This is a genomic window from Cyclobacterium amurskyense, assembly GCF_001050135.1.
GTDB lineage: Bacteria > Bacteroidota > Bacteroidia > Cytophagales > Cyclobacteriaceae > Cyclobacterium > Cyclobacterium amurskyense.
The window spans coordinates 2,181,581-2,200,000 of the sequence record NZ_CP012040.1 but is presented as its reverse complement, the minus strand read 5'-3'; the positions used below and the strand labels follow the sequence as shown (position 1 = coordinate 2,200,000).

Annotated in this window: 18 protein-coding genes (1 of these 18 running past the window's edge); 6 read left to right on the top strand and 12 right to left on the bottom strand. The window is 38.4% G+C overall.

What is annotated here, in order from left to right; translation table 11 throughout:
* The 4 genes from tsaB to rpmH form a co-directional block, all read right to left on the bottom strand.
* Window positions 1-95: the 5' portion of a tRNA (adenosine(37)-N6)-threonylcarbamoyltransferase complex dimerization subunit type 1 TsaB gene (gene tsaB / locus CA2015_RS09080; RefSeq protein ID WP_048641624.1), read on the bottom strand. The gene continues 595 nt to the left of window position 1, outside the view; the window shows 95 of its 690 coding nt (coding positions 1-95); the start codon lies at window positions 93-95; its stop codon lies off the left edge, out of view.
* A 507-nt stretch (window positions 96-602) separates the two neighbouring features.
* On the bottom strand, window positions 603-2,264 hold the full coding sequence (locus CA2015_RS09075; RefSeq protein WP_048641623.1) for a S41 family peptidase: 1,662 nt from the start codon (window positions 2,262-2,264) through the stop codon (window positions 603-605).
* Window positions 2,261-2,635, bottom strand: a complete 375-nt coding sequence (gene rnpA, locus CA2015_RS09070) for a ribonuclease P protein component (protein WP_048641622.1) — start codon at window positions 2,633-2,635, stop codon at window positions 2,261-2,263. The genes CA2015_RS09075 and rnpA overlap by 4 nt, the downstream gene beginning before the upstream one ends.
* A gap of 47 nt (window positions 2,636-2,682) precedes the next feature.
* Window positions 2,683-2,841, bottom strand: coding sequence for a 50S ribosomal protein L34 (gene rpmH, locus CA2015_RS24565; RefSeq protein ID WP_014019965.1), 159 nt, complete (start codon window positions 2,839-2,841; stop codon window positions 2,683-2,685).
* A 116-nt stretch (window positions 2,842-2,957) separates the two neighbouring features.
* Here rpmH and CA2015_RS09065 point away from each other — a divergent pair, with 116 nt between their 5' ends.
* On the top strand, window positions 2,958-4,601 hold the full coding sequence (locus tag CA2015_RS09065) for a M61 family metallopeptidase (protein ID WP_048641621.1): 1,644 nt from the start codon (window positions 2,958-2,960) through the stop codon (window positions 4,599-4,601).
* Between the two features lie 116 nt (window positions 4,602-4,717).
* On the opposite strand, the gene CA2015_RS09060 is transcribed toward CA2015_RS09065, so the two are convergent.
* The 4 genes from CA2015_RS09060 to CA2015_RS09045 form a co-directional block, all read right to left on the bottom strand.
* The gene (locus CA2015_RS09060) at window positions 4,718-5,434 is read right to left on the bottom strand and encodes a hypothetical protein (RefSeq protein WP_048641620.1); all 717 of its coding nucleotides are present in this window, start codon (window positions 5,432-5,434) and stop codon (window positions 4,718-4,720) included.
* 17 nt (window positions 5,435-5,451) lie between these two features.
* Window positions 5,452-7,500: an insulinase family protein gene (locus tag CA2015_RS09055; protein ID WP_048644444.1), complete on the bottom strand. Its 2,049-nt coding sequence runs from the start codon at window positions 7,498-7,500 to the stop codon at window positions 5,452-5,454.
* Between the two features lie 19 nt (window positions 7,501-7,519).
* On the bottom strand, window positions 7,520-8,854 hold the full coding sequence (locus CA2015_RS09050; RefSeq protein WP_048641619.1) for a M16 family metallopeptidase: 1,335 nt from the start codon (window positions 8,852-8,854) through the stop codon (window positions 7,520-7,522).
* A 119-nt stretch (window positions 8,855-8,973) separates the two neighbouring features.
* Window positions 8,974-9,420 carry a DUF2383 domain-containing protein gene (locus tag CA2015_RS09045; protein WP_048641618.1) on the bottom strand — a complete coding sequence of 149 codons (447 nt, stop codon included), beginning with the start codon at window positions 9,418-9,420 and terminating at the stop codon, window positions 8,974-8,976.
* A gap of 155 nt (window positions 9,421-9,575) precedes the next feature.
* Between CA2015_RS09045 and CA2015_RS09040 the strand changes: the two genes are divergently transcribed.
* The 3 genes from CA2015_RS09040 (at window position 9,576) to CA2015_RS09030 (ending at window position 11,792) form a co-directional block, all read left to right on the top strand.
* Window positions 9,576-10,790 (top strand): CehA/McbA family metallohydrolase domain-containing protein, encoded by a 1,215-nt coding sequence (locus CA2015_RS09040; protein ID WP_048641617.1) that lies wholly within the window; start codon window positions 9,576-9,578, stop codon window positions 10,788-10,790.
* A gap of 491 nt (window positions 10,791-11,281) precedes the next feature.
* Entirely contained in the window at window positions 11,282-11,488 is a 207-nt protein-coding gene (locus CA2015_RS09035) for an addiction module protein (RefSeq protein ID WP_048641616.1), read from the top strand.
* Between the two features lies 1 nt (window position 11,489).
* Window positions 11,490-11,792 carry a type II toxin-antitoxin system RelE/ParE family toxin gene (locus CA2015_RS09030; protein WP_048641615.1) on the top strand — a complete coding sequence of 101 codons (303 nt, stop codon included), beginning with the start codon at window positions 11,490-11,492 and terminating at the stop codon, window positions 11,790-11,792.
* A gap of 108 nt (window positions 11,793-11,900) precedes the next feature.
* Here the strand turns inward: CA2015_RS09030 and CA2015_RS09025 are convergent, their stop codons facing one another.
* The 3 genes from CA2015_RS09025 to CA2015_RS09015 form a co-directional block, all read right to left on the bottom strand.
* A complete protein-coding gene (locus tag CA2015_RS09025; RefSeq protein ID WP_157470395.1) occupies window positions 11,901-12,350 on the bottom strand; it encodes a hypothetical protein in 450 nt (149 codons plus the stop codon).
* Window positions 12,351-12,802: 452 nt separating this feature from the next.
* The gene (locus tag CA2015_RS09020; RefSeq protein WP_048641613.1) at window positions 12,803-13,036 is read right to left on the bottom strand and encodes a hypothetical protein; all 234 of its coding nucleotides are present in this window, start codon (window positions 13,034-13,036) and stop codon (window positions 12,803-12,805) included.
* 704 nt (window positions 13,037-13,740) lie between these two features.
* Window positions 13,741-15,159 (bottom strand): sulfatase, encoded by a 1,419-nt coding sequence (locus tag CA2015_RS09015; protein ID WP_048641612.1) that lies wholly within the window; start codon window positions 15,157-15,159, stop codon window positions 13,741-13,743.
* A gap of 427 nt (window positions 15,160-15,586) precedes the next feature.
* Between CA2015_RS09015 and CA2015_RS09010 the strand changes: the two genes are divergently transcribed.
* Both CA2015_RS09010 and CA2015_RS09005 read left to right on the top strand, forming a co-directional pair.
* Entirely contained in the window at window positions 15,587-16,741 is a 1,155-nt protein-coding gene (locus CA2015_RS09010) for a DUF4221 family protein (RefSeq protein WP_048641611.1), read from the top strand.
* A 59-nt stretch (window positions 16,742-16,800) separates the two neighbouring features.
* A complete protein-coding gene (locus CA2015_RS09005; RefSeq protein ID WP_048641610.1) occupies window positions 16,801-17,934 on the top strand; it encodes a DUF4221 family protein in 1,134 nt (377 codons plus the stop codon).
* Window positions 17,935-18,180: 246 nt separating this feature from the next.
* Here the strand turns inward: CA2015_RS09005 and CA2015_RS09000 are convergent, their stop codons facing one another.
* Window positions 18,181-18,408 carry a hypothetical protein gene (locus tag CA2015_RS09000; protein ID WP_048641609.1) on the bottom strand — a complete coding sequence of 76 codons (228 nt, stop codon included), beginning with the start codon at window positions 18,406-18,408 and terminating at the stop codon, window positions 18,181-18,183.
* Window positions 18,409-18,420: the final 12 nt, after the last annotated feature.

Here is an 18,420-nt window from a genome sequence, read left to right as displayed (position 1 = left end):
TGGTGCAATTCGGAAAGAGCAAGCAATTTGCCGTCTTCATGGATAGCAATGGAACAAACGGCTATTGAAGTTTCTATCGAAAGAATTTTACTCATGTTCTTATTATATAAATACCGTATTTGAATCTTAAATAGGCAATGGAACTACAGATAGGAGATACTATCACTTTCCAAAGCGGTCGGGAATCCTTGTTACTTGATTCTTAAACCCGAAATATGCAATAGACAATCTATTACGTGCTGAAATCGCTTCAAAATCAGCCACTTCGTTGCTGTTTTCAATTTCACCATAGCGGTGCTATGCTAAAAATCTCCAAACAGCCTGATTTTTCTTGCGATTGCAACACTTCCCGTAAACACGGAACAGGCTTAACCCCTGACTATTGTCAGGACGGAGAAATCCTATTACATAATCCGAGTTAAATCATCTTCTGGACCACCTTGATAAAAAACAAAAAGGCTGCATCCAATCAGTGCAGCCTTTTGATTATAACTCAAATTTTTCAATTTCCTTATTTATTAGCTGCTAAATCCTTCCTCCTCATTTTACACAAGCTAAAAACCAAGGAGTAACCTGAGAAAAAGAAAGTAACAAAACTTGGCTTACTTTTCAGGAGACAAGTAGGAAGCGTATAACTCTGAATCATTAAATACCTGCAATGCACTTTCAATCTCGGGGTCCTGATCCAAAGCCGCCTCTAAAATTCCTTTTTGATAATAGTACCTAGAAACAATCTCGTCCTTTAACGCCTCTTTTATTTCATCTTTAAAGGTGACAAGCTCTTGTTCTTTACTATGGCTTACACTACTTTTTAGTTTTTCAATTTCTTCTTTAATGTCCTCAAAGTATTTTTCTCGCTCCGCATATTTTTCCAAATCCTCTATGGTTTTCTCTACTCTCGTAGTGTAATCGTATTCCTTGTCTTGAAGCCAGTCGACAAATGAAGTATACAATTCATCACTAACTTCAAATTCTCTAGGCCTAGCTATGCTATCATGTTTTAAAGCAAATTCATTTACAAAACTAAATACCAGACTTCTTGTAACCAAACTATAGGTTATGGGTGCAAAGCTTCTTGAGCTTAGTTCAATATCAGGTTCAATCCCTGCTCCATCATAAACCTTCCTTCCATTCTTGGTTTGAAATTCTTGCCTTAGTGAATCAGGAACATAACTACCATTACCATCTTCATCTTTTATACTATAGTCAATTGCTTGAATACATCGTCCACTTGGTATGTAATATTTGGCGGTGGTAAGTTTTACCTGGGAATTATAGGACAAAGGAATGGTACTTTGCACCAAGCCTTTTCCAAAAGAAGTTCTACCAACCAATACTGCACGGTCATAATCTTGTAAGGCACCAGCTACAATTTCTGAAGCGGAAGCACTACGCTCATTGATCATTACAACCAAGGGAATTTCTTTGTCCAGAGGTGAAGATCTTGTCTTGTATTCAGACAATACTTTATCCAATTTCCCAATGGTCTTCACCACTTCCCTACCTTTTGGAATAAAAACATTCACCACATTGACTGCTTCAAGCAAAATGCCCCCAGGATTATCTCTAAGGTCCAAAATGATTTTTTTAGCTCCCTGCGCCTTTAAGTCCTGTAATGCCAAGGCCACATCCTGACCAGCATTGGTCGTGAAATCACTTAATTTGATATATCCTGTTTCTCCTTCTACCATACCATGATAGGGAACATTACTGATTACAATCTTCTTCCTCGTAAGTTTTACAGACAAGGTATCCTCACCACGCTTGACCACAACATTCACCTCAGTATTGGCAGGACCTTTAAGCAACTTAGAAATATCCCCGGTGTTTTTATCTATAACATTCACCGTATCCACCTTTAGTAGCTCATCTGCTACCTTCAAACCAGAAACCTGAGCAGGAAAGCCTTCATAGGGCATCATGATCATGTTTCTTCCTAGGCGATTACCAATCAAAGCACCAACTCCTCCATATTCTCCGGTGGTCATTACTCGAAAATCATCAGACTCTTCCTCAGGAATAAATTCCGTATAAGGATCAAGCTCAGCTAGCATGGCATTAATACCCACAGTAACCAACTGATTGGGATCAATTTCATCTACATAATAAGAATCAAGCTCTCTTACCAGAGAAGCAAAAATATCCAGGTTCTTAGCCAAGTCAAATAATTTGTCATTCTTTGGATAAAATGACAAGGTCAATACCGCAATTCCTATTACGGTAAGGCTAGTAAAAAACGCCTTACGGGAAACAAATTTATTCATTCTAGAGATGTTTTTGCTACAGGTATTTTCTTGAGGGTCTTTATCACTTTGGGTGCTATCTCATGATAACCCATCAGATCTTTTGAAACGTAAATTAAAGCGATAAGTTTATTGGAACCCTGTGCAGAAGGAAGAAGATGTTTGTTGAGACGGTAAGCCTCCTTCACTCTTCTTTTAATATAGTTTCTATCTGTAGCGTTTTTCAGCTTCTTTTTAGAAACAGATACCAGTAATTGATTTTCAGAAATCCCTGGATTATCAAGATAGAGCACCTTGAAGGGATATAAAAAAAAAGAGGAACCTTTATCAAAAAGTTCCTTTATTAACTTTTTGGAATGTAATCTTTCATTCTTTGAAAATTTACAATCCATAAAATAAGATTAAATAAATTACCCCATAAATATAAGGTGATAACGCATTATTTCTTAAGCGTCTTCTCAGAAGATACCGATAACTTATGTCTGCCTTTAGCTCTTCTGGCTTTAAGTACTCTCCTACCATTGGAAGTGGACATTCTCTCTCTGAAACCGTGTTTGTTTCTTCTTTTCCTGCGGGAAGGTTGAAATGTTCTTTTCATTATTGCTATATTTTAATCGCTTGATTCTCGTTTTTTAAAGGATTGCAAAGATAGAGAGGTTTTTTTTATTTACAAACCAGTGGCTTACTTTTGTTTAAGCCATTTCAATACATTTCATGAAATATACGATAAGTACACCTATACCAACGTCCCAAATTCTGGAAATTATACTGGATTTGGATTGCCAAAAAAATGAGGAAATAACGCTGCAATTACCTTCCTGGCGCCCAGGAAGGTACGAAATAGCCAATTATGCCCAATTTATTAAAGGGTTAGAAGTAACAGGTCCAGAAGGACAGCTAAGTGCAAAAAAGCTTAGTAAAGACAAATGGACTTTTTTTTCAGCAACAAAAGGAAAATACAAAATTTCTTACACTTACCATGCTGCTCAGCTCGATGCCGGTGGCTCATGGGTAGATCCTAACCAAGTTTATGTAAATTTCATTAATATTTGTTTTTCCATTTCAAATAGAACTAATGAGAAAATAAACGTGGAACTGAACCTTCCTCAAGACTACCATCTGGCCTGTGCCCTGCATCAAGAAAAAAAACATTCTTTGATAGCTAATGATTACCAGGAGCTGGTAGACAGCCCCTTTATGGCAGCAGCAGATTTACAGCATAAAACCTATGAAGTAAACGCCACCACCTTCCACGTATGGATCCGTGGAGAGGTGTATTTTGATTGGAAAAGCCTTTTGAAGGGGTTTAAAAGCTTTACGGAAAGACAAATCGAGGATGTAGGTGACTTCCCAGCCAAGGATTATCACTTCCTTATTCACTTATTGCCTTTTCCACATTACCACGGAGTAGAACATCAATACTCTACAGTAATAACCCTTGGACCGGACCATTTATTTAAAACCCAAGAGGGAATGGACAGATTGATGGGAATATCTTCTCATGAACTTTATCATTTTTGGAATGTCTGTCGCATAAGGCCAAAGTCAATCCAACCTTATGACTTCTCAAAAGAAGCCTACCTTAAGGAGGGACTTATAGCTGAAGGGGTTACTACTTTTATGGGTGATTTTTACCTTTTGAAATCAGGATATTATTCTACAGAAAGGTATTTGGAGGTTATAGAAAAGCTAATGGAAAGAAGCTTTGAAAGTCTCGGTTGGAAAAATCAATCGATTGTAGATTCAAGTTGGGACCTTTGGCTTGATGGATACAAAGCAGGAGTGCCAGACAAAAAAGTTAGCATTTATACACACGGTGCACTTTTAGTGTTGGCCATGGACCTGATGTTAATGAAAGGGAATCAACGGATGCATTCTGCCATGAAGCATATGTGGGAGCGTTATGGGATAACAGAAAAAGGCTATGAATTGAAAGATTTTGAGCAGGTAGTAATTTCCCTTGCAAAGGACAAAGAGGAAATGAAGCAGTTTTTTGCAGATTACGTTTGGAGTAAAGGAGACCTTTATTCACGCTTAAAAAAATTGTTACCACAGATTGGACTAAGCGTAGTGAAAAGAAGTAACAATATCCCGCTACAGAGTGATTTCGGAATTGCTACAGATTCAAAAGGAATACTGAAAAAAATCCACCCAAAAGCGCCTGCTTTTAAACAACTGATGCAAAATGACAGGATTCAGTCTTATTCAATAGACAATAAAGGCCTGCACTTGCAAGTCAGGAGATGGGGCAAATCAATGGCTATAAGCTTGCCCAATGAAAACGCACTCTACTATGCAGCCTATAAAATCACTTCAGCCGGTGAAAAATCAGCCTTCAAGAAGTTTGTGGAACTTTAATACAATTTGACCTGAGTATTTATTAAGCCACCGCTAATAGCTGACCAATACAATCCGGTCTAAAATCACTAGGTAAAGCCTTGTAAAATAGAAAAGGGACTTAAAAGTCCCTTTTCTTATTCAAATAATGAGTTGTCAAGCGGTTCATTCACCTGTATACTGACTACATGGGTTTCCATGGGCACCGGCAACATCGGGTTGGAAATGGTCACCTTCATGGGAAACATGATGCCTTCCACCTCTTGGTATTCGTCAAATTCCACATCACCAGCAACATCGGCAACCATTTTTAATTTTAGCCCTGTAGCAACACTAAAATATTCTGTACTTTCAAGTCCAGCAGAATTGGTTACAATAATGGTATAAGCATCTTCTCCTTTTATGGTGGCATTTTCTCCTTTATTCACTGTAAAACCCATTTCTTCATAATACAGCTCTGGAAAAGCATAAATATTGGTTTTTAGGGTTTCAAGCTCATCAGCTGATAAGCTTTTAACTTGCCCCATAGCACTCATGTACCCTTCATTGTCTTTTACCACGGTTTTCTGGATCACATTTCCATCTACTACCATCTGTTGCATCAATCGCATCCCCTCCATGTCCCTATTGGTGTCAATTTCAATTTTCATTCCCTGAATCTCAGCCTCCATAACCAAAACAATGGTTTTTATGGATGAAATTTTTTCTTCACCGCCAATGGCTTTTATATAATCTTTAATGATTTCCTGTGGGGTTTTATCTACCAAAGGATCCTTAACTGTAGCAGCATAAGAAACAGCCTGTACCATTACAAGCAATAAGGCTAAGCCTAAAGGAAAAATAATTTTTCTCATCGAAATCATGAATAGTATTAATTAAAATCTTGGTCAGAAACAGGAACATTCAACTCAACTTTTGTTACTTCAGTTTCAAGGGCAACTGGTAACATAGGGCTTTTAATGGACATTTTTACAGGCACTAAAATCCCATCAAATTCTTTGTATTCATTAAAATCGGTATTCCCAGAAAGTTTATTTTCACTCCTCAGTTTTAACCCATTTTCCATACTATAATAATTGATTACCTGCCCTCCTGTAGGATTGGAAATGATTATTTTGTAAGTCGCTTTGCCATCTACATCTGCAGCCCCGTCTAAAGTAAGGGTATAGCCCATGAGCTCATAATACAATTCGGGGATTAACCATAAAGAAGCCATTTTAACATCTTCATATTGTTCATCTGTCAGATTTTGGGTTTTACCCATTGAACTGACTGTAGCCTTGCCGTCTTTTACTATGGTCTTAGAAGCTTCATTCCCCATAACGATGACTTTTTGGGCCAAGCGCTGATTTTCGACATCATATACAGCAGACATGTCTAATTTTGTGCCCTGCACTTCAGCTGACATTTCTAGCTTGGCTGTTTTTATATTTTCCACAGCATCCACTCCACCCACTGCTGTGAGGTAATCGCCAATCACGTCTAAAGCTGTTTTATTGTCATCAGACAATTCAATTTCTTGAACCTCTTCTCCTTTGTAATTGTACATACTGATCTCTCCAAACTGGGACAAACCTTCTTTTATAGCTGAGCCATTGCCTACCACCGTAATGTACATATTGTCTGGTTTGAGGTATTTGGACGCTACATTATTTATTTCCTCAACAGTCAACTCATCCAGGCGCTGAAGGTAAGTACTATAAAAATCTTCCGGCAGATTGTACCTGTCAATATTAATGGCAAAAGTAGCAATGGTATTGGGGTTTTCAAGTGACCTTCCAAACCTGCCACTAAGATTGGCTTTGGCCATTGTTAATTCCTCTTCTGTAATGCCATTTTCTTTTAAATTTCTGATTTCATAAATCATTTCATAGACAGATGAATCCGTGACCTCATTTCTTACAGAGGTGCCTGCAAAGAACCTGGCGGTTAACTTATCAGAACCAAAGCTTGATCTGGCCCCATAAGTATAGCCTTTGGTTTCACGTAAATTCCCATTCAATCTGGAATTAAAGCCCTCCCCCAAAATAAAATTCATTACTCTTGTAGCCATATAATCCGGATTGGTGAGGTGCATTTCAACCGGAAAGGCAATATTAATTACTGACTGAACAGCTGAAGAGCGATCCAAGAGTGCTACTTGGTTCTCGTCAGGAAGCTCAGGTTTTTGATAGTCAAATGTTGGAACATCCCCTTTTTCCCAAGATGAAAAATACTTGTCCACCAATGTTTTGGCTTCCTTGTCATCAATGTCACCAACAATAGCGAGGTAAGCAATATTAGGTTTAAAATAGGTTTGGTAATATTCTTTAACATCCTCCAGGCTTACATTTTCTACGGTTTCTTCGGTCATGGTTTCTCCATAAGGATGTTCCCTACCATACACCAAAGCTTTGGAAATTACTCCAGCCAAATAATCCGGATCGTCTTTTGAAGAAGCCAGAGAAGTTAGGGTTTGTTTTTTGAGCTTATCAAGCTCTTCCTGTGGGAAAACTGGATTGTACAATACATCGGTCATTAATTCCAGTACTTTTCCCTGGTGTTTTTTAAGCGATGAGCCAGAGAGAGAAGTAGCACCTGCACCTAGAGAGGCACCAATAAAGTCAATTTCCTCATCTAAAACTTCTTTTGTTCTGGAGGAAGTGCCTGCCATCATCATGTCCCCAACAAAACCAGTCAATCCTGCCTTCTCCCCTTCAAAAAGTGGATCTCTGTCTAAGATCAGATAAAAGGCCACTCTAGGTAATTTATCATTTGGCACTACAAATACCTTCAGGCCATTGTCTAAGGTAAAAGTGGCAGGATCCGTAAATTCAATTTTAGGTGCTGGCCCTGGAGGAGGTAAAACACTTCTATCAACTTGAGCTTGTGTTCCGAAGGTAATGAATGCAGCAAAAAGCAATATATATAAAGTCTTCATTTTTCTAGCTTTAGGGTTATTATTGGTTTTGAGCCGTTTCCTGTGGTTTAGGAAGGTAATACAATACAACTCTTCCATCTAGGGTCAAATACTTATTGGCCACACGTTGTATGTCTTCCCTGCTTACTTTTCGGTATACTTCCAATTCTCTATTGATGTATTCGGTATCGCCATAAAATAAGTTTGCCTCTGCAAGGTTTTGGGCAATTCCTTCGATGGAGGAATTCTTACTAACCAAGTCATTCTCTATAATGTTCTGTAATTTCTGGAAATCCTGATCCGAAATACCTTCTTGTTGAACTTGTTTTATTAAAACATCGATTTCATTCTCAAGATCCTCAGGTTCCACCCCCATATTGGCAATCCCATACATTATAAAAATACCTCCATCTTCAAGGTCAAGTGGAATTGCAGCCACTACCAAAGCCTTTTGCTGCTTGTCCACAAGCTCTTTGGTCATCAGAGAAGATTTGCCACCTGTAAGGTAGGTAGAGAGCATTTCCATAGCATAAGCATCCGGATGATTTTTCGGAGGTAAATTATAGGCTTGAATAATGGCTGGTATTTGGATATTGTCATAAATAATATCCCTGATCTCTTTGTCTTTTTTCGGCTCTATTATATCGGGCCTATAAATGGCTTTCTTTCCTTTGGGGATTTCGGAGAAGTATTTCCTTACCCATTCTTCCGTCTGCTCATAGTCAATGTCTCCGGCAATGGTAAGGATCGCATTGTTTGGTACATAAAAATCTTTATAAAACTGCATAAACTCATCCAGGCTTGCAGCATTCAGATGGTCCAAAGATCCAATGGGTGCCCATTGATACGGATGCTCGCTATAAGCACGAACTAGGGTTTCCGGCAAAATGGTCCCATAAGGCTGATTGTCATAACGCTGCCGCTTTTCTTCTTTGACCACTTCCCGCTGTGTTTCCAAGCCTATTTCATCAATTTTAGCATGAAGCATGCGCTCGCTTTCAAGATAAAGTGACAGTTCAAGATAATTGGATGGCATTAATTCATAATAATAGGTGATGTCATTACTGGTAAAGGCATTCAGCGCACCCCCGTTACCTTCTACGAGATCGGTATATTCTCCCCTATCAATATTTTCTGACCCTTCAAATAGTAGGTGCTCAAAGAAATGAGCAAAACCTGTACGTTCCGGGTCCTCATTTTTGGAACCTACATGGTACATCACAGAAGTAACAACTATAGGGGTTTTGTTGTCTTTGTGCATAATCACCTTCAAGCCGTTGTCCAAGGTGAACTCCCTAAAATCAATCTTCGTCTGACTGTAGGCTGTTGTTTGAACAATAAACAGACAGGCCAGCCAAATTAAATGCTTTTTCATAGGTATATTTTTATAGTAAATTCACTTTATCCACAATCAATTGTAAACTAATTTAAAAGATAATCAAAAGCTTACATGGTCAAAAGAGGCTTAAGGGTTATTAATACCGCCCTACCAGCTTATGATTTAACCTGCTCTACTAACGCTTTAATGGCCGCAAGGTTTTTTTCATTCTGTTCTTCAAGTACAGCAAAAAATCCTTCTGATACGAGTTCTGGATTTCTTAGCAAAACACCAAATTCATCTACTCTTTCTTTTTCTTCTTGCAGGCAATATTTTGCTATTTCCTTCGCATTGTCATGATCCAAAGAAGTTTTAAAGTTGTTCCAGGATCTTGAAAACAAGTTCATCAAACTCCCCTCTTCTACTGGAACGCCTTCCAAAAGGTAAATCTCTTCCTTAATGGCATCTATCAAAACCAATTTTTCTTTGGCACGAGCTATAAAAAACTCCCTTATTTCCCCTTCTTCCACATTTCTAGCAGCATCCTTGTAACTTTTTAGGCCATCATAGGTGTTTTTGAGTATTTGGTTCAGGTATTTAATCAGTTTTGTTTGGTTAGCCATATAAAATTTAATGCGAGTTTGAAAGTATAAATATATTAAAATGCTTTTACCCCTCCTACAGGACAGTAAATTAGCTTTCCTACCTATTTGATTTAAGATTTGCAATGAATATATTGCTATCTGCTTAATAACAAAAACCTTTAGCCAATAAAACAATGAAATCCTTTTCCTTTCTGATTCTATTTCTCTGCTTAAATTTTATTTTTGTTTTATCCTGCACACAAAAAACAAGCCAGGAAGAATCAAGTAAACACTGGTACAAAGGCAATCTACATACCCACTCTTATTGGAGTGATGGGGATGAATTTCCAGAAGTAATCATGAAATGGTACAAGGAGCAGGGCTATCAATTTGTTGCTTTGTCTGATCACAATATTTTCCAGGAAGGTGAAAAATGGAAATCGATTAAAGCCGACAGTCTCTATCGTGATGCTTTCCAGGCCTACCTTTCAGAATACGGTGAGGAATGGGTGGAATATATGCAGGAGGATGAAGAGCTGAAAGTAAAATTGAAGACTTATAAAGAATATGCTCCGCTCTACAATGAGAAAGAAAAGTTCCTCATGATTCCTGCTCAGGAAATCACAGCTGGCTTTGAAGGAAAACCTTTACACCTCAACCTTACCAATCTGGAAAGACTTATTGTTCCAATGGAGGGAGGCAGTGTAGTGGAAGTGCTACAGAACAATATCAATGCGGTTTTGGAGCAAAGAAAGGCCTCTGGCAAACCAATGATGGTGCATATCAATCATCCCAATTTCATTTGGGCCATTACGCTTGAAGACATGATTCGGTTAAAAGGAGAGCGTTTTTTTGAGGTATATAATGGTCATCCTGCGGTTCATAATTTAGGTGATTCCACCAGAATGGGTTATGAAGCCATGTGGGATTTTATCAATATCGCCTACTTGGAAAAAGGCCAACCTTTGATTTTTGGCCTGGCAACTGATGACAGTCACAATTACCACAAACAAGGGGCAAAATTTAGCAATGCCGGTAGAGGTTGGGTAGTCGTTGAGGCGGATTCATTGGAAGCTGGCACTTTGGTAGAAGCGATGGAAAGAGGTGATTTTTATGCATCTACAGGCGTGGAATTGGAAAAGCTTAGCTATGCTAACAATATTTTGGAGGTTGCGGCCCTTCCCAAAGATGGGGTAAATTACACTTTGGAATTTATTGGCTGTAAAGAAGGTGAAAAAGACACCCAGGTATTAAAGACCGTTGAAGGCAATGCTGGATCTTTTGAGGTAAGTGCTGACTTGCTATTTGTACGGTGCAAAATTACCTCTTCTGAACCACAGCACAATCCTGTTGAAAACATGAAAAATCAACTGGCCTGGACCCAGCCGGTAAGGCCTGAGTATAATTGAAAGTACATTAAACCCGGATTATGTAATAGGATTTCTCCGTCATGACAATGTCAGGGGTGAAGCCTGTCCCGTGTTTACGGGAAGTGTTACAATCGCAAGACAATCAGGCTGTTTGGAGATTTTAGCATAGCACCGTTATGGTGAAATTGAAAACAGCAACGAAGTGGCTGATTTTGAAGCGATTTCAGCACGTAATAGATTGTCTATTGCATATTTCGGGTTAAACTAGCCCTTAGGTTATTTATAATTCAGACTTAAAAGGAATTGCAGATTTCGTTTGATAGGAAGGAGTAGATGCAATCTACTCCTAGTGCGGTTATGAAAGTTGAAAACTTTTGTCATTTTGGGTCTAAGGTACGCTTCGCTAAACTTAGAGCAGACGGTTTTGAAGGCCAAAAAATTTCTTCTATATTAGGATTAAAGAATTACTGAGATTTTCTGTAATGGTATTTCCTATTGAATAAAAGGCAATTATTTTAATTAATGAGCTTATGAAAATCACACTTGATATAGAGGACAACAGATTTGATGCTTTCCTGACCTACATTAAGACCTTAGATTATGTAACCATCAATAAAGAAGGGGTAATTCCCCAATGGCAACAGGATGAAGTCAACAGACGATTGCAAATGATCAATGATGGAGAGATGAAAACCCGAAGTTGGAAAGAGGCTAAAGAAGAGATCTTCAAAAAGTAATATGGCCTATTCCATTTCGATTGCTGAGGTGGCCGAAAATGATATCAGAGAAGCATTCCTTTGGTATGAAGAGCAAAAAACTAACTTAGGCAGTTTGTTTGGTCAGCATGTCTCCAAAGCTGTTGAAAGCATTCAAGGCAATCCACTTAAAACTCAAATCAGGTACGGCAACACCCGTATTTTCTTACTGGAAAAATTCCCATACGGCATTCACTTCCGTGTCAATGAAACCAAAAAACATGTCCTAATTGTTGCTGTATTCCACACTTCAAAAGATGCTGAAAGTTGGACACTCAGAGGGTAGGCAACACTTTCGACTTATATTACCTGAGAATGCATAATGAAGGTTGAAAACTTTCGTCATTTTGGGTCTAAAGTTACGCTTTGCTAAACTTAGACAAGGTTCCATATTCTAATACCAGTCTGAACTATAATAAACCAAATACCACTGCTTTTTAATTAATTCAAACTCCATAACAATTATGAAGTCATCTATTTTAGATTTAATAATTAAATCTACTTTATTGGTTTTATTGGTAAATTCCAGGCTGTAGTTAAGATTTGATTTATCCATTTCATTCAGGTGAACCCAGCCCTTTTCTTGCCAATAGAATTTTCCATCAGAAACCATGAATTTGTCATTTTCAATATCCGGATGAATACTCTCATCAAAAACATACTCTGTACTACCTCCCCTCAAAGGAAAATTAATTCTAGACATTTGAAAAACTCTATCATTAAAAAAACTTAGATAAAACTCATCGAAGAGTTCTTCCTCTCCGCTTACATGCTTTGAATCTCCATCTTTTGAACAACCAATAGTCCAAATCAATAATAATAGTAAATACAATCTACCTTTCATCACCATAAAACTTATAGGGATTTAGACCTGGAGAAGGAAATCATAAACTTCGTCATAAGCATGTAGTTCAAGGTCTTAAAAAGTTTTTGGTGAGGATCTTAGGGGAATAGCCCTATATAGGGCAGAAAATTTAGACCAATAAAGGGATAGTTAAACCCTTAAACTAGCGGGATCCTGTCTGGTATCCACTACGGCTTCTATATACAAAGCGTCTCCTTCGATACTATAGATAATCTTATAATTTCCTTGGACTAGGAAGCGGTATGAACCCACTATCGATATATTGGCCTCATAAGGTGATCCTGATTCGGGAAAAGTTTCTAATTGTCTGGTTTTAGTTAAGATAGACTAGACAACGTTTTTTGCAGATTTTCGGGATTTTTCCGCAAGGAAGTCATAAATGATTTCTAAATCATTCAACGACCCATCGGTCCAAATCACCTGTAATTTCTTCACCGGTCCCACTTACTTTTAAAAAAATTTTCAACATCTTCTTGGCTGTGAGTCTTACCACTCTTTCTGTCGGCCTTCGATCGGGTTAATTTGGATTCCAGATCCTCACCCATTCTTGCTCGGTAGGCTGATTCTATTGAAGATCTACGCAAGGCATCAACTTTTTTGATCATGGTTTCATCTTGAGTGGTCAACCAATTAATCAATTCAATTTTTTTAACAGCTAGGTGCATATTAATGAAGTTTCTTGTTATAAAGTTAACGAATTTTCTCTTTTATAAAATCGCTTTTGAATACCTTTTAGACGAAGTTTAAGTGTTAACGGTAGATAACTAGAGTAGAATTGGGTAAGCACATTAAACTTGGCCTTTGGAAAATTTATAATTCAGACTTAAAAGGAATTGCAGATTTCGTTAGATAGGAAGGAGTAGATGCAATCTACTCCTAGTGCGGTTTTGAAAGTTGAAGACTTTCGTCATTTTGGGTGACCAGCCTAGAGTAGGCTCTCGCCAAGACACTAAAATCTTTAAAATACTCCTTTGCGACTCCGCGACTCTGCGTGAAACTTTCAACGTTTAATTTGTTCATTATCCTCGCAAAGGCGCTAAGGTTTTGAAAATCCTTTCTGTGGCTCCGCAATTCTGTGCGAAACTCTTAACGTTTATTTTAATCTTGGGAAAGTATGAAAGTTGAAAACTTTTGTCATTTTGAGTCTAAGGTGCGCTTTGCTATACTTAGGCCAGCCTAGAGTATCTCGCGAAGGCCCTAAGACGCAAAGGGCCTTAAATTATTTCTTTGCGACTCCGCGACTCTGCGTGCAGCTTTCAACGTTTACTTTGTGCATGATCCTCGCAAAGGCGCTAAGACGCTAAGGTTTGGAAACTCCTTTCTGTGGCTTCTCTAAATTTAGACCAGACGGTACTTGAAAATTGCTATTTTAATTGGACCTATAATTGGGATTGTAATTGGGGTTTTCGGTATGTAGGATAGGATTAAATTCCATCAGCCATTCTTTAAAAGATGCTTTCATTTCCTCCACTTTCTGAACATCCACCCCACTCAAATCATTGGTTTCTCCTATATCTTTAGAAAGATCAAACAACTCTACGGATGGAGGGTCATAGTATTCTACCAATTTATAATCTCCCATGCGTATGGCATACCCGGGCATTTTGGCTTGTGGACTGTAATGTGGATAATACCAACAGAGCATGTCACGATCCCATCCACCTTCACCGGTCAATAATGGAAGCAAAGAAACACCATCTATGTCCTGATTGTCATTGCTTAATCCTGCCATTTCAACAATCGTCGGAAGCATATCATCCGTAATCACAGGTACATCGGATAAACTATTTGGCTTGACTTTTCCCGGCCATTTGATCACTAAAGGTACCCTGATCCCACCTTCATAAATATACCCTTTACCTTCTCTAAGTGGGGCATTATTGGTCACCCTACCTTCACCTCCATTGTCACTTCCCAAAATAACAATGGTATTACCTTCAAGGCCAAGTGAATCCAGGGACTTCAATAACCTTCCGACATTCCAGTCCATATTCTCTATCATGGCTGCATAAATCGCATTCTTTTGCTCCTTTTGCCCTTCTAACTTCAATTCATATTTATTTACCAGGGAATCAGGCGCCTCTAAAGGGGTATGCACCGCATAATGGGACAGGTATAAAAAGAAGGGTCCCTCTTTATTCTCACCAATAAAATTGATGGCCTCATCGGTTAGTCTGTTGGTTAAATATTGCCCTTCTTCCCTATTGTCCAGATTTTTTATCACTGGGTTCCAGCTTTTTTCCGATTCAAATGGCCCCCAATAGGTCGGTGGACTGCCATGTTCATATCCCGCGATGTTAATAGCAAAACCTTGATGTGTAGGAAAGTACTTTTCTTCTTCCCCAACATGCCATTTGCCTATGCTTGCCGAGGTATAGCCTGACTGAAGCAAAATTTCAGGAATCATTTTTTCTTCAAGGGAAACGTGCATATAATCATCTGGAGGGATAATCCTTCCTTCCTCTGGAAACCTATGCTTGCCAATGGCAGTTATATGACCCGTAAAACCGATATTCGCAGGATTTTTCCCTGTCAATATACTGGCACGGGAAGGAGAACAAACAGGACTTGCAGAATAAGCAGCTGTAAACTTCATCCCTTGGGCCCTTAGCTTGTCAATATTTGGCGTTTCATAGAATTCACTCCCATAGCAACCCAGGTCTTTCCAACCCAAATCATCTATCAGAATATAAACAATATTTGGAGGTCTCTCCTGAGCCAATAGGTTTGAATGAAAACTTAGCTGCAATAGATAAAATACACTCAAAAAAATCTTTGAAAGTCGCATAAGTAAACTTTAAAATAGAAATACCATCAATTGAGGGATAGTGATTACTTCAATCTATCATTACGAAAGTTTTCAACTTAAGTAATTGCTCCATTATCCTTATCTAATTGGCATAGGTTTAAAATTCGAGATCTTTTTCCTATTCTCAAAACCGAATTGCAAATTCAGTTGGAAATTAGCTTGTAAGCCCAATTTCCAAACAGTTAAATACCGGTCTAAAACAGTAAAATACCGCCATAGACTATGGGAGGGAAATGGAACCTAACTTGTTGTTCTGGATTACCTCGACTTGGGCAAGTTGAAAGCTTTGGGTATTTTAGGTGTAAATTATGCACAATTAACTTAGACCAGACTGGGGTTTTTAAGCAGAATTAGCTTTTAACCCGCTCATTTTTTCTTTATTTTTCTCTCTAAATCTATAAAACCCATGAAACAATTCTTTTACGCTTTGCTTTTTTTCTTTTTGTGGGCATGTGGATCTGCCGATTCTTCCGGTGAAAAAGCGATAGTTGCGGATTTGAATTTTACGCTTGATACTGTAAAAATCGATTCCAAAGGAGAAATTCTGTTTCTGAACAATGAACTGCGTTCAGCTGTACTTGACGATAAAAAACGATATCTGTATAACCTAAACCGGCAAACCATTTCTATAGAGCAGATCGATTTGGATAAGTTGGTGCTTGCTTCCATACTTCCATTCGAAGAAGAAGGGCCGAATGGTTTAGGGGAATATATGCTTGGAATAAAACTTGTTGAAGAGAACAGGTTTTTGATGTCGGGCTATAAAAAGCATGCCTTGTTTAACAGCAGCGGAAAAAAACTGTTTTCCGTAGGACCATCGGAAATACCGGCATTTGTTTCAAATAACGAAGAGGGGAACGTGCTATATCCTGAGCGTTTACCCGGTACCACCTCTTCTTATGCCGGCGTATATATAGCTCCCGGTAATAGGGAACCAGAAGTCTTGTTTTGGGATATCGATAAAAAAACCTACCGAAAAGTGAAAAGCCCCATATTAAAAAAATCTATGCAATACCAAACGGATTTTGACGATGGGACCACTTCTTTGTTTGTAGGAGGAGGGGAATACCTGAAGGTGATCAATGGCAAGGTATTGCTGGGCTTGTTTGGAAGTTCAGACCTATCTATTAAGGAACCCGGAGAGAAAGATTTTGGCAAAAAGACTTTTGAAGACGGTTGGATTCCCCGTGATAAAGAAACCGTTTTCCCCGAAAAAATAAACGACAGAATCATGTTTCAAGAGCTCCTCAGGGAAAGCTTGGCTGAAATTTCTTACAACAGTCCTTTCTGGGACGAGAGCCGTCAGGTGTATTTGAGATTTTCATACGAATTGGATTACAGTCAAGAGCCAAGCCCTCCTCCTGGTCAACTCTTACCTAATCCATCTGGAGCCAAAGTCTATCTTACTGTCTATGATGGTAATTTAAATATGCTGCGGGAGTCTCGGGTGCCTGTCTTGGACAAAGCACCTGCTCACCATTTCGCCAAAGACGGCAAAATTTGGATTTTTGAGAATATTAAGGACGAGATGGGGTTTGTCCGCCTTAGTTTTGATTTGTAATCAATAATCGAATTTAGAAAATCATAAATACTCCTACCTAATAAAATATACCTTTATCTATGAAAAAATCATTCATCATTGTTCTATGTGGTTTATTAGTTTATTGTGGAGAAAAAAACGAGGGCAAAGTGAATGTTCCTTTGGAGATACATTTTACGCTTGATACCCTACTAATCGATCCGGTAGATGAATTTCTTTATTTAAATGCCGGGCTTCAGGTGGCTGCACTTGATGAGAAAAAACAATACTTGTATAATTTTAACCCAAATGATTATACCCTCGAAAAGATTGATTTGAACAAGGGGATACTGGCAGATAAACTTCCCTTTGAAAAGGAAGGACCCAATGGCGTAGGCGGGATGGTTTTTGGATTGAACCTCATTTCCTCCAATTCCATTGCCTTTATGGGCTATATGAATGTAGGACTATTCGATTTAGAAGGAAGCAAGAGGAGTGAATTTACTTTTAATGATAAAGCATTTGCCGGAGACAAGATGGCAGAAAGTGAAAGTTTTCAATTTTTAAGTAACCAGATGGTTGATCTACACACCATGATAGGATTGATTCGAGATAATAGTGAGAAAACCTATGCCTTGGGAATTTTGAATACAGAAACCCAATCCCTCACTAAAGTACCTTTACCTTTTGAAGCATTAGAAAATTTTCGGTTTAGGTTAAGTAGTCCTTCCAGAATCCAAATGTCCTCTCCAACTGTAACGATAAGTAAGCACCAAGAAAGTTACATTATCAGCAATGAAATTTCAAACAGTATTCTCATTTATGATAATGACAGCCTGTTGCAGATCGATTACCAGAGTAAATTGACTGCTGATAAAAAAACAGGGAAATACAATCATGATTTTGAAAACGAAGAGGCGTTTAAGCAGACATCCTTAGACATGCGTAGGGAGATTAATTTTATGGCTCCCCTTTGGGATGAAGAGAAGCAGCTGTTTTACCGGTTTTCCCATAAAATTATCAAAATAGGAAAGGATGTAGAAAATTATCAGGATACTGAATCAGCCGTGTACCTGACTGTTTTTGACCCTGATTTTAATGTGATTGCAGCGTCTCTTGTTGAAGCGCTAAATACACCACCTGGCTACCATTTTGTCAAGGACGGTAAAATATGGATGTATATAAATAGGCAAGACGAAATGGGCTTTGTGCAGTTAACTGTGGATATTGAATAGAGCAATCGGTTTCGACATGGTAAAAGTTTTGATAATTTGGTAAAGGTGAGCGTTTACAAATTACACTTGGATGCGGTTAGGAAAGTTGAAAAATTCAATATCCTATTCTCAATACCAAATTACCTTTCGGTTGGATACTCGAGTGTAGATGCAATCTACACTCAGGCAAAGGTTATGAAAGTTGAGTTTCCAAGGACTTAATAATTCCCGCAAAACCTGTTTGGGCACGATTAGTCCATACGATTTCTAAAGCCATTTCTTATACTTCGCCATTACTTCCTTGTGGGGAGTGACTTCACCTTTATCTGCTTGAGAAAGACCCATTTCAACCTCTTCCCGCTCTTCGGCACTGATCCTATCCCACCAATCCACTTCCATTTTTTTCTTCAAAGCAATAAACTCATTGTGTACTTTGGCATCATTAAGTCCCGCGAGCCATTCTATCAACTGTAATTTCTCTGCCTGAATATCCATAAAACTGCCTCT

Bases quoted from the DNA above. Each gene is read 5' to 3' on its own strand.
- CA2015_RS09075 (WP_048641623.1), bottom strand. From the start codon at position 2,264: ATGAATAAATTTGTTTCCCGTAAGGCGTTTTTTACTAGCCTTACCGTA.
- rnpA (WP_048641622.1), bottom strand. From the start codon at position 2,635: ATGGATTGTAAATTTTCAAAGAATGAAAGATTACATTCCAAAAAGTTA.
- rpmH (WP_014019965.1), bottom strand. From the start codon at position 2,841: ATGAAAAGAACATTTCAACCTTCCCGCAGGAAAAGAAGAAACAAACAC.
- CA2015_RS09065 (WP_048641621.1), top strand. From the start codon at position 2,958: ATGAAATATACGATAAGTACACCTATACCAACGTCCCAAATTCTGGAA.
- CA2015_RS09060 (WP_048641620.1), bottom strand. From the start codon at position 5,434: ATGAGAAAAATTATTTTTCCTTTAGGCTTAGCCTTATTGCTTGTAATG.
- CA2015_RS09055 (WP_048644444.1), bottom strand. From the start codon at position 7,500: ATGAAGACTTTATATATATTGCTTTTTGCTGCATTCATTACCTTCGGA.
- CA2015_RS09050 (WP_048641619.1), bottom strand. From the start codon at position 8,854: ATGAAAAAGCATTTAATTTGGCTGGCCTGTCTGTTTATTGTTCAAACA.
- CA2015_RS09045 (WP_048641618.1), bottom strand. From the start codon at position 9,420: ATGGCTAACCAAACAAAACTGATTAAATACCTGAACCAAATACTCAAA.
- CA2015_RS09040 (WP_048641617.1), top strand. From the start codon at position 9,576: ATGAAATCCTTTTCCTTTCTGATTCTATTTCTCTGCTTAAATTTTATT.
- CA2015_RS09035 (WP_048641616.1), top strand. From the start codon at position 11,282: ATGAAAATCACACTTGATATAGAGGACAACAGATTTGATGCTTTCCTG.
- CA2015_RS09030 (WP_048641615.1), top strand. From the start codon at position 11,490: ATGGCCTATTCCATTTCGATTGCTGAGGTGGCCGAAAATGATATCAGA.
- CA2015_RS09025 (WP_157470395.1), bottom strand. From the start codon at position 12,350: ATGAAAGGTAGATTGTATTTACTATTATTATTGATTTGGACTATTGGT.
- CA2015_RS09020 (WP_048641613.1), bottom strand. From the start codon at position 13,036: ATGCACCTAGCTGTTAAAAAAATTGAATTGATTAATTGGTTGACCACT.
- CA2015_RS09015 (WP_048641612.1), bottom strand. From the start codon at position 15,159: ATGCGACTTTCAAAGATTTTTTTGAGTGTATTTTATCTATTGCAGCTA.
- CA2015_RS09010 (WP_048641611.1), top strand. From the start codon at position 15,587: ATGAAACAATTCTTTTACGCTTTGCTTTTTTTCTTTTTGTGGGCATGT.
- CA2015_RS09005 (WP_048641610.1), top strand. From the start codon at position 16,801: ATGAAAAAATCATTCATCATTGTTCTATGTGGTTTATTAGTTTATTGT.
- CA2015_RS09000 (WP_048641609.1), bottom strand. From the start codon at position 18,408: ATGGATATTCAGGCAGAGAAATTACAGTTGATAGAATGGCTCGCGGGA.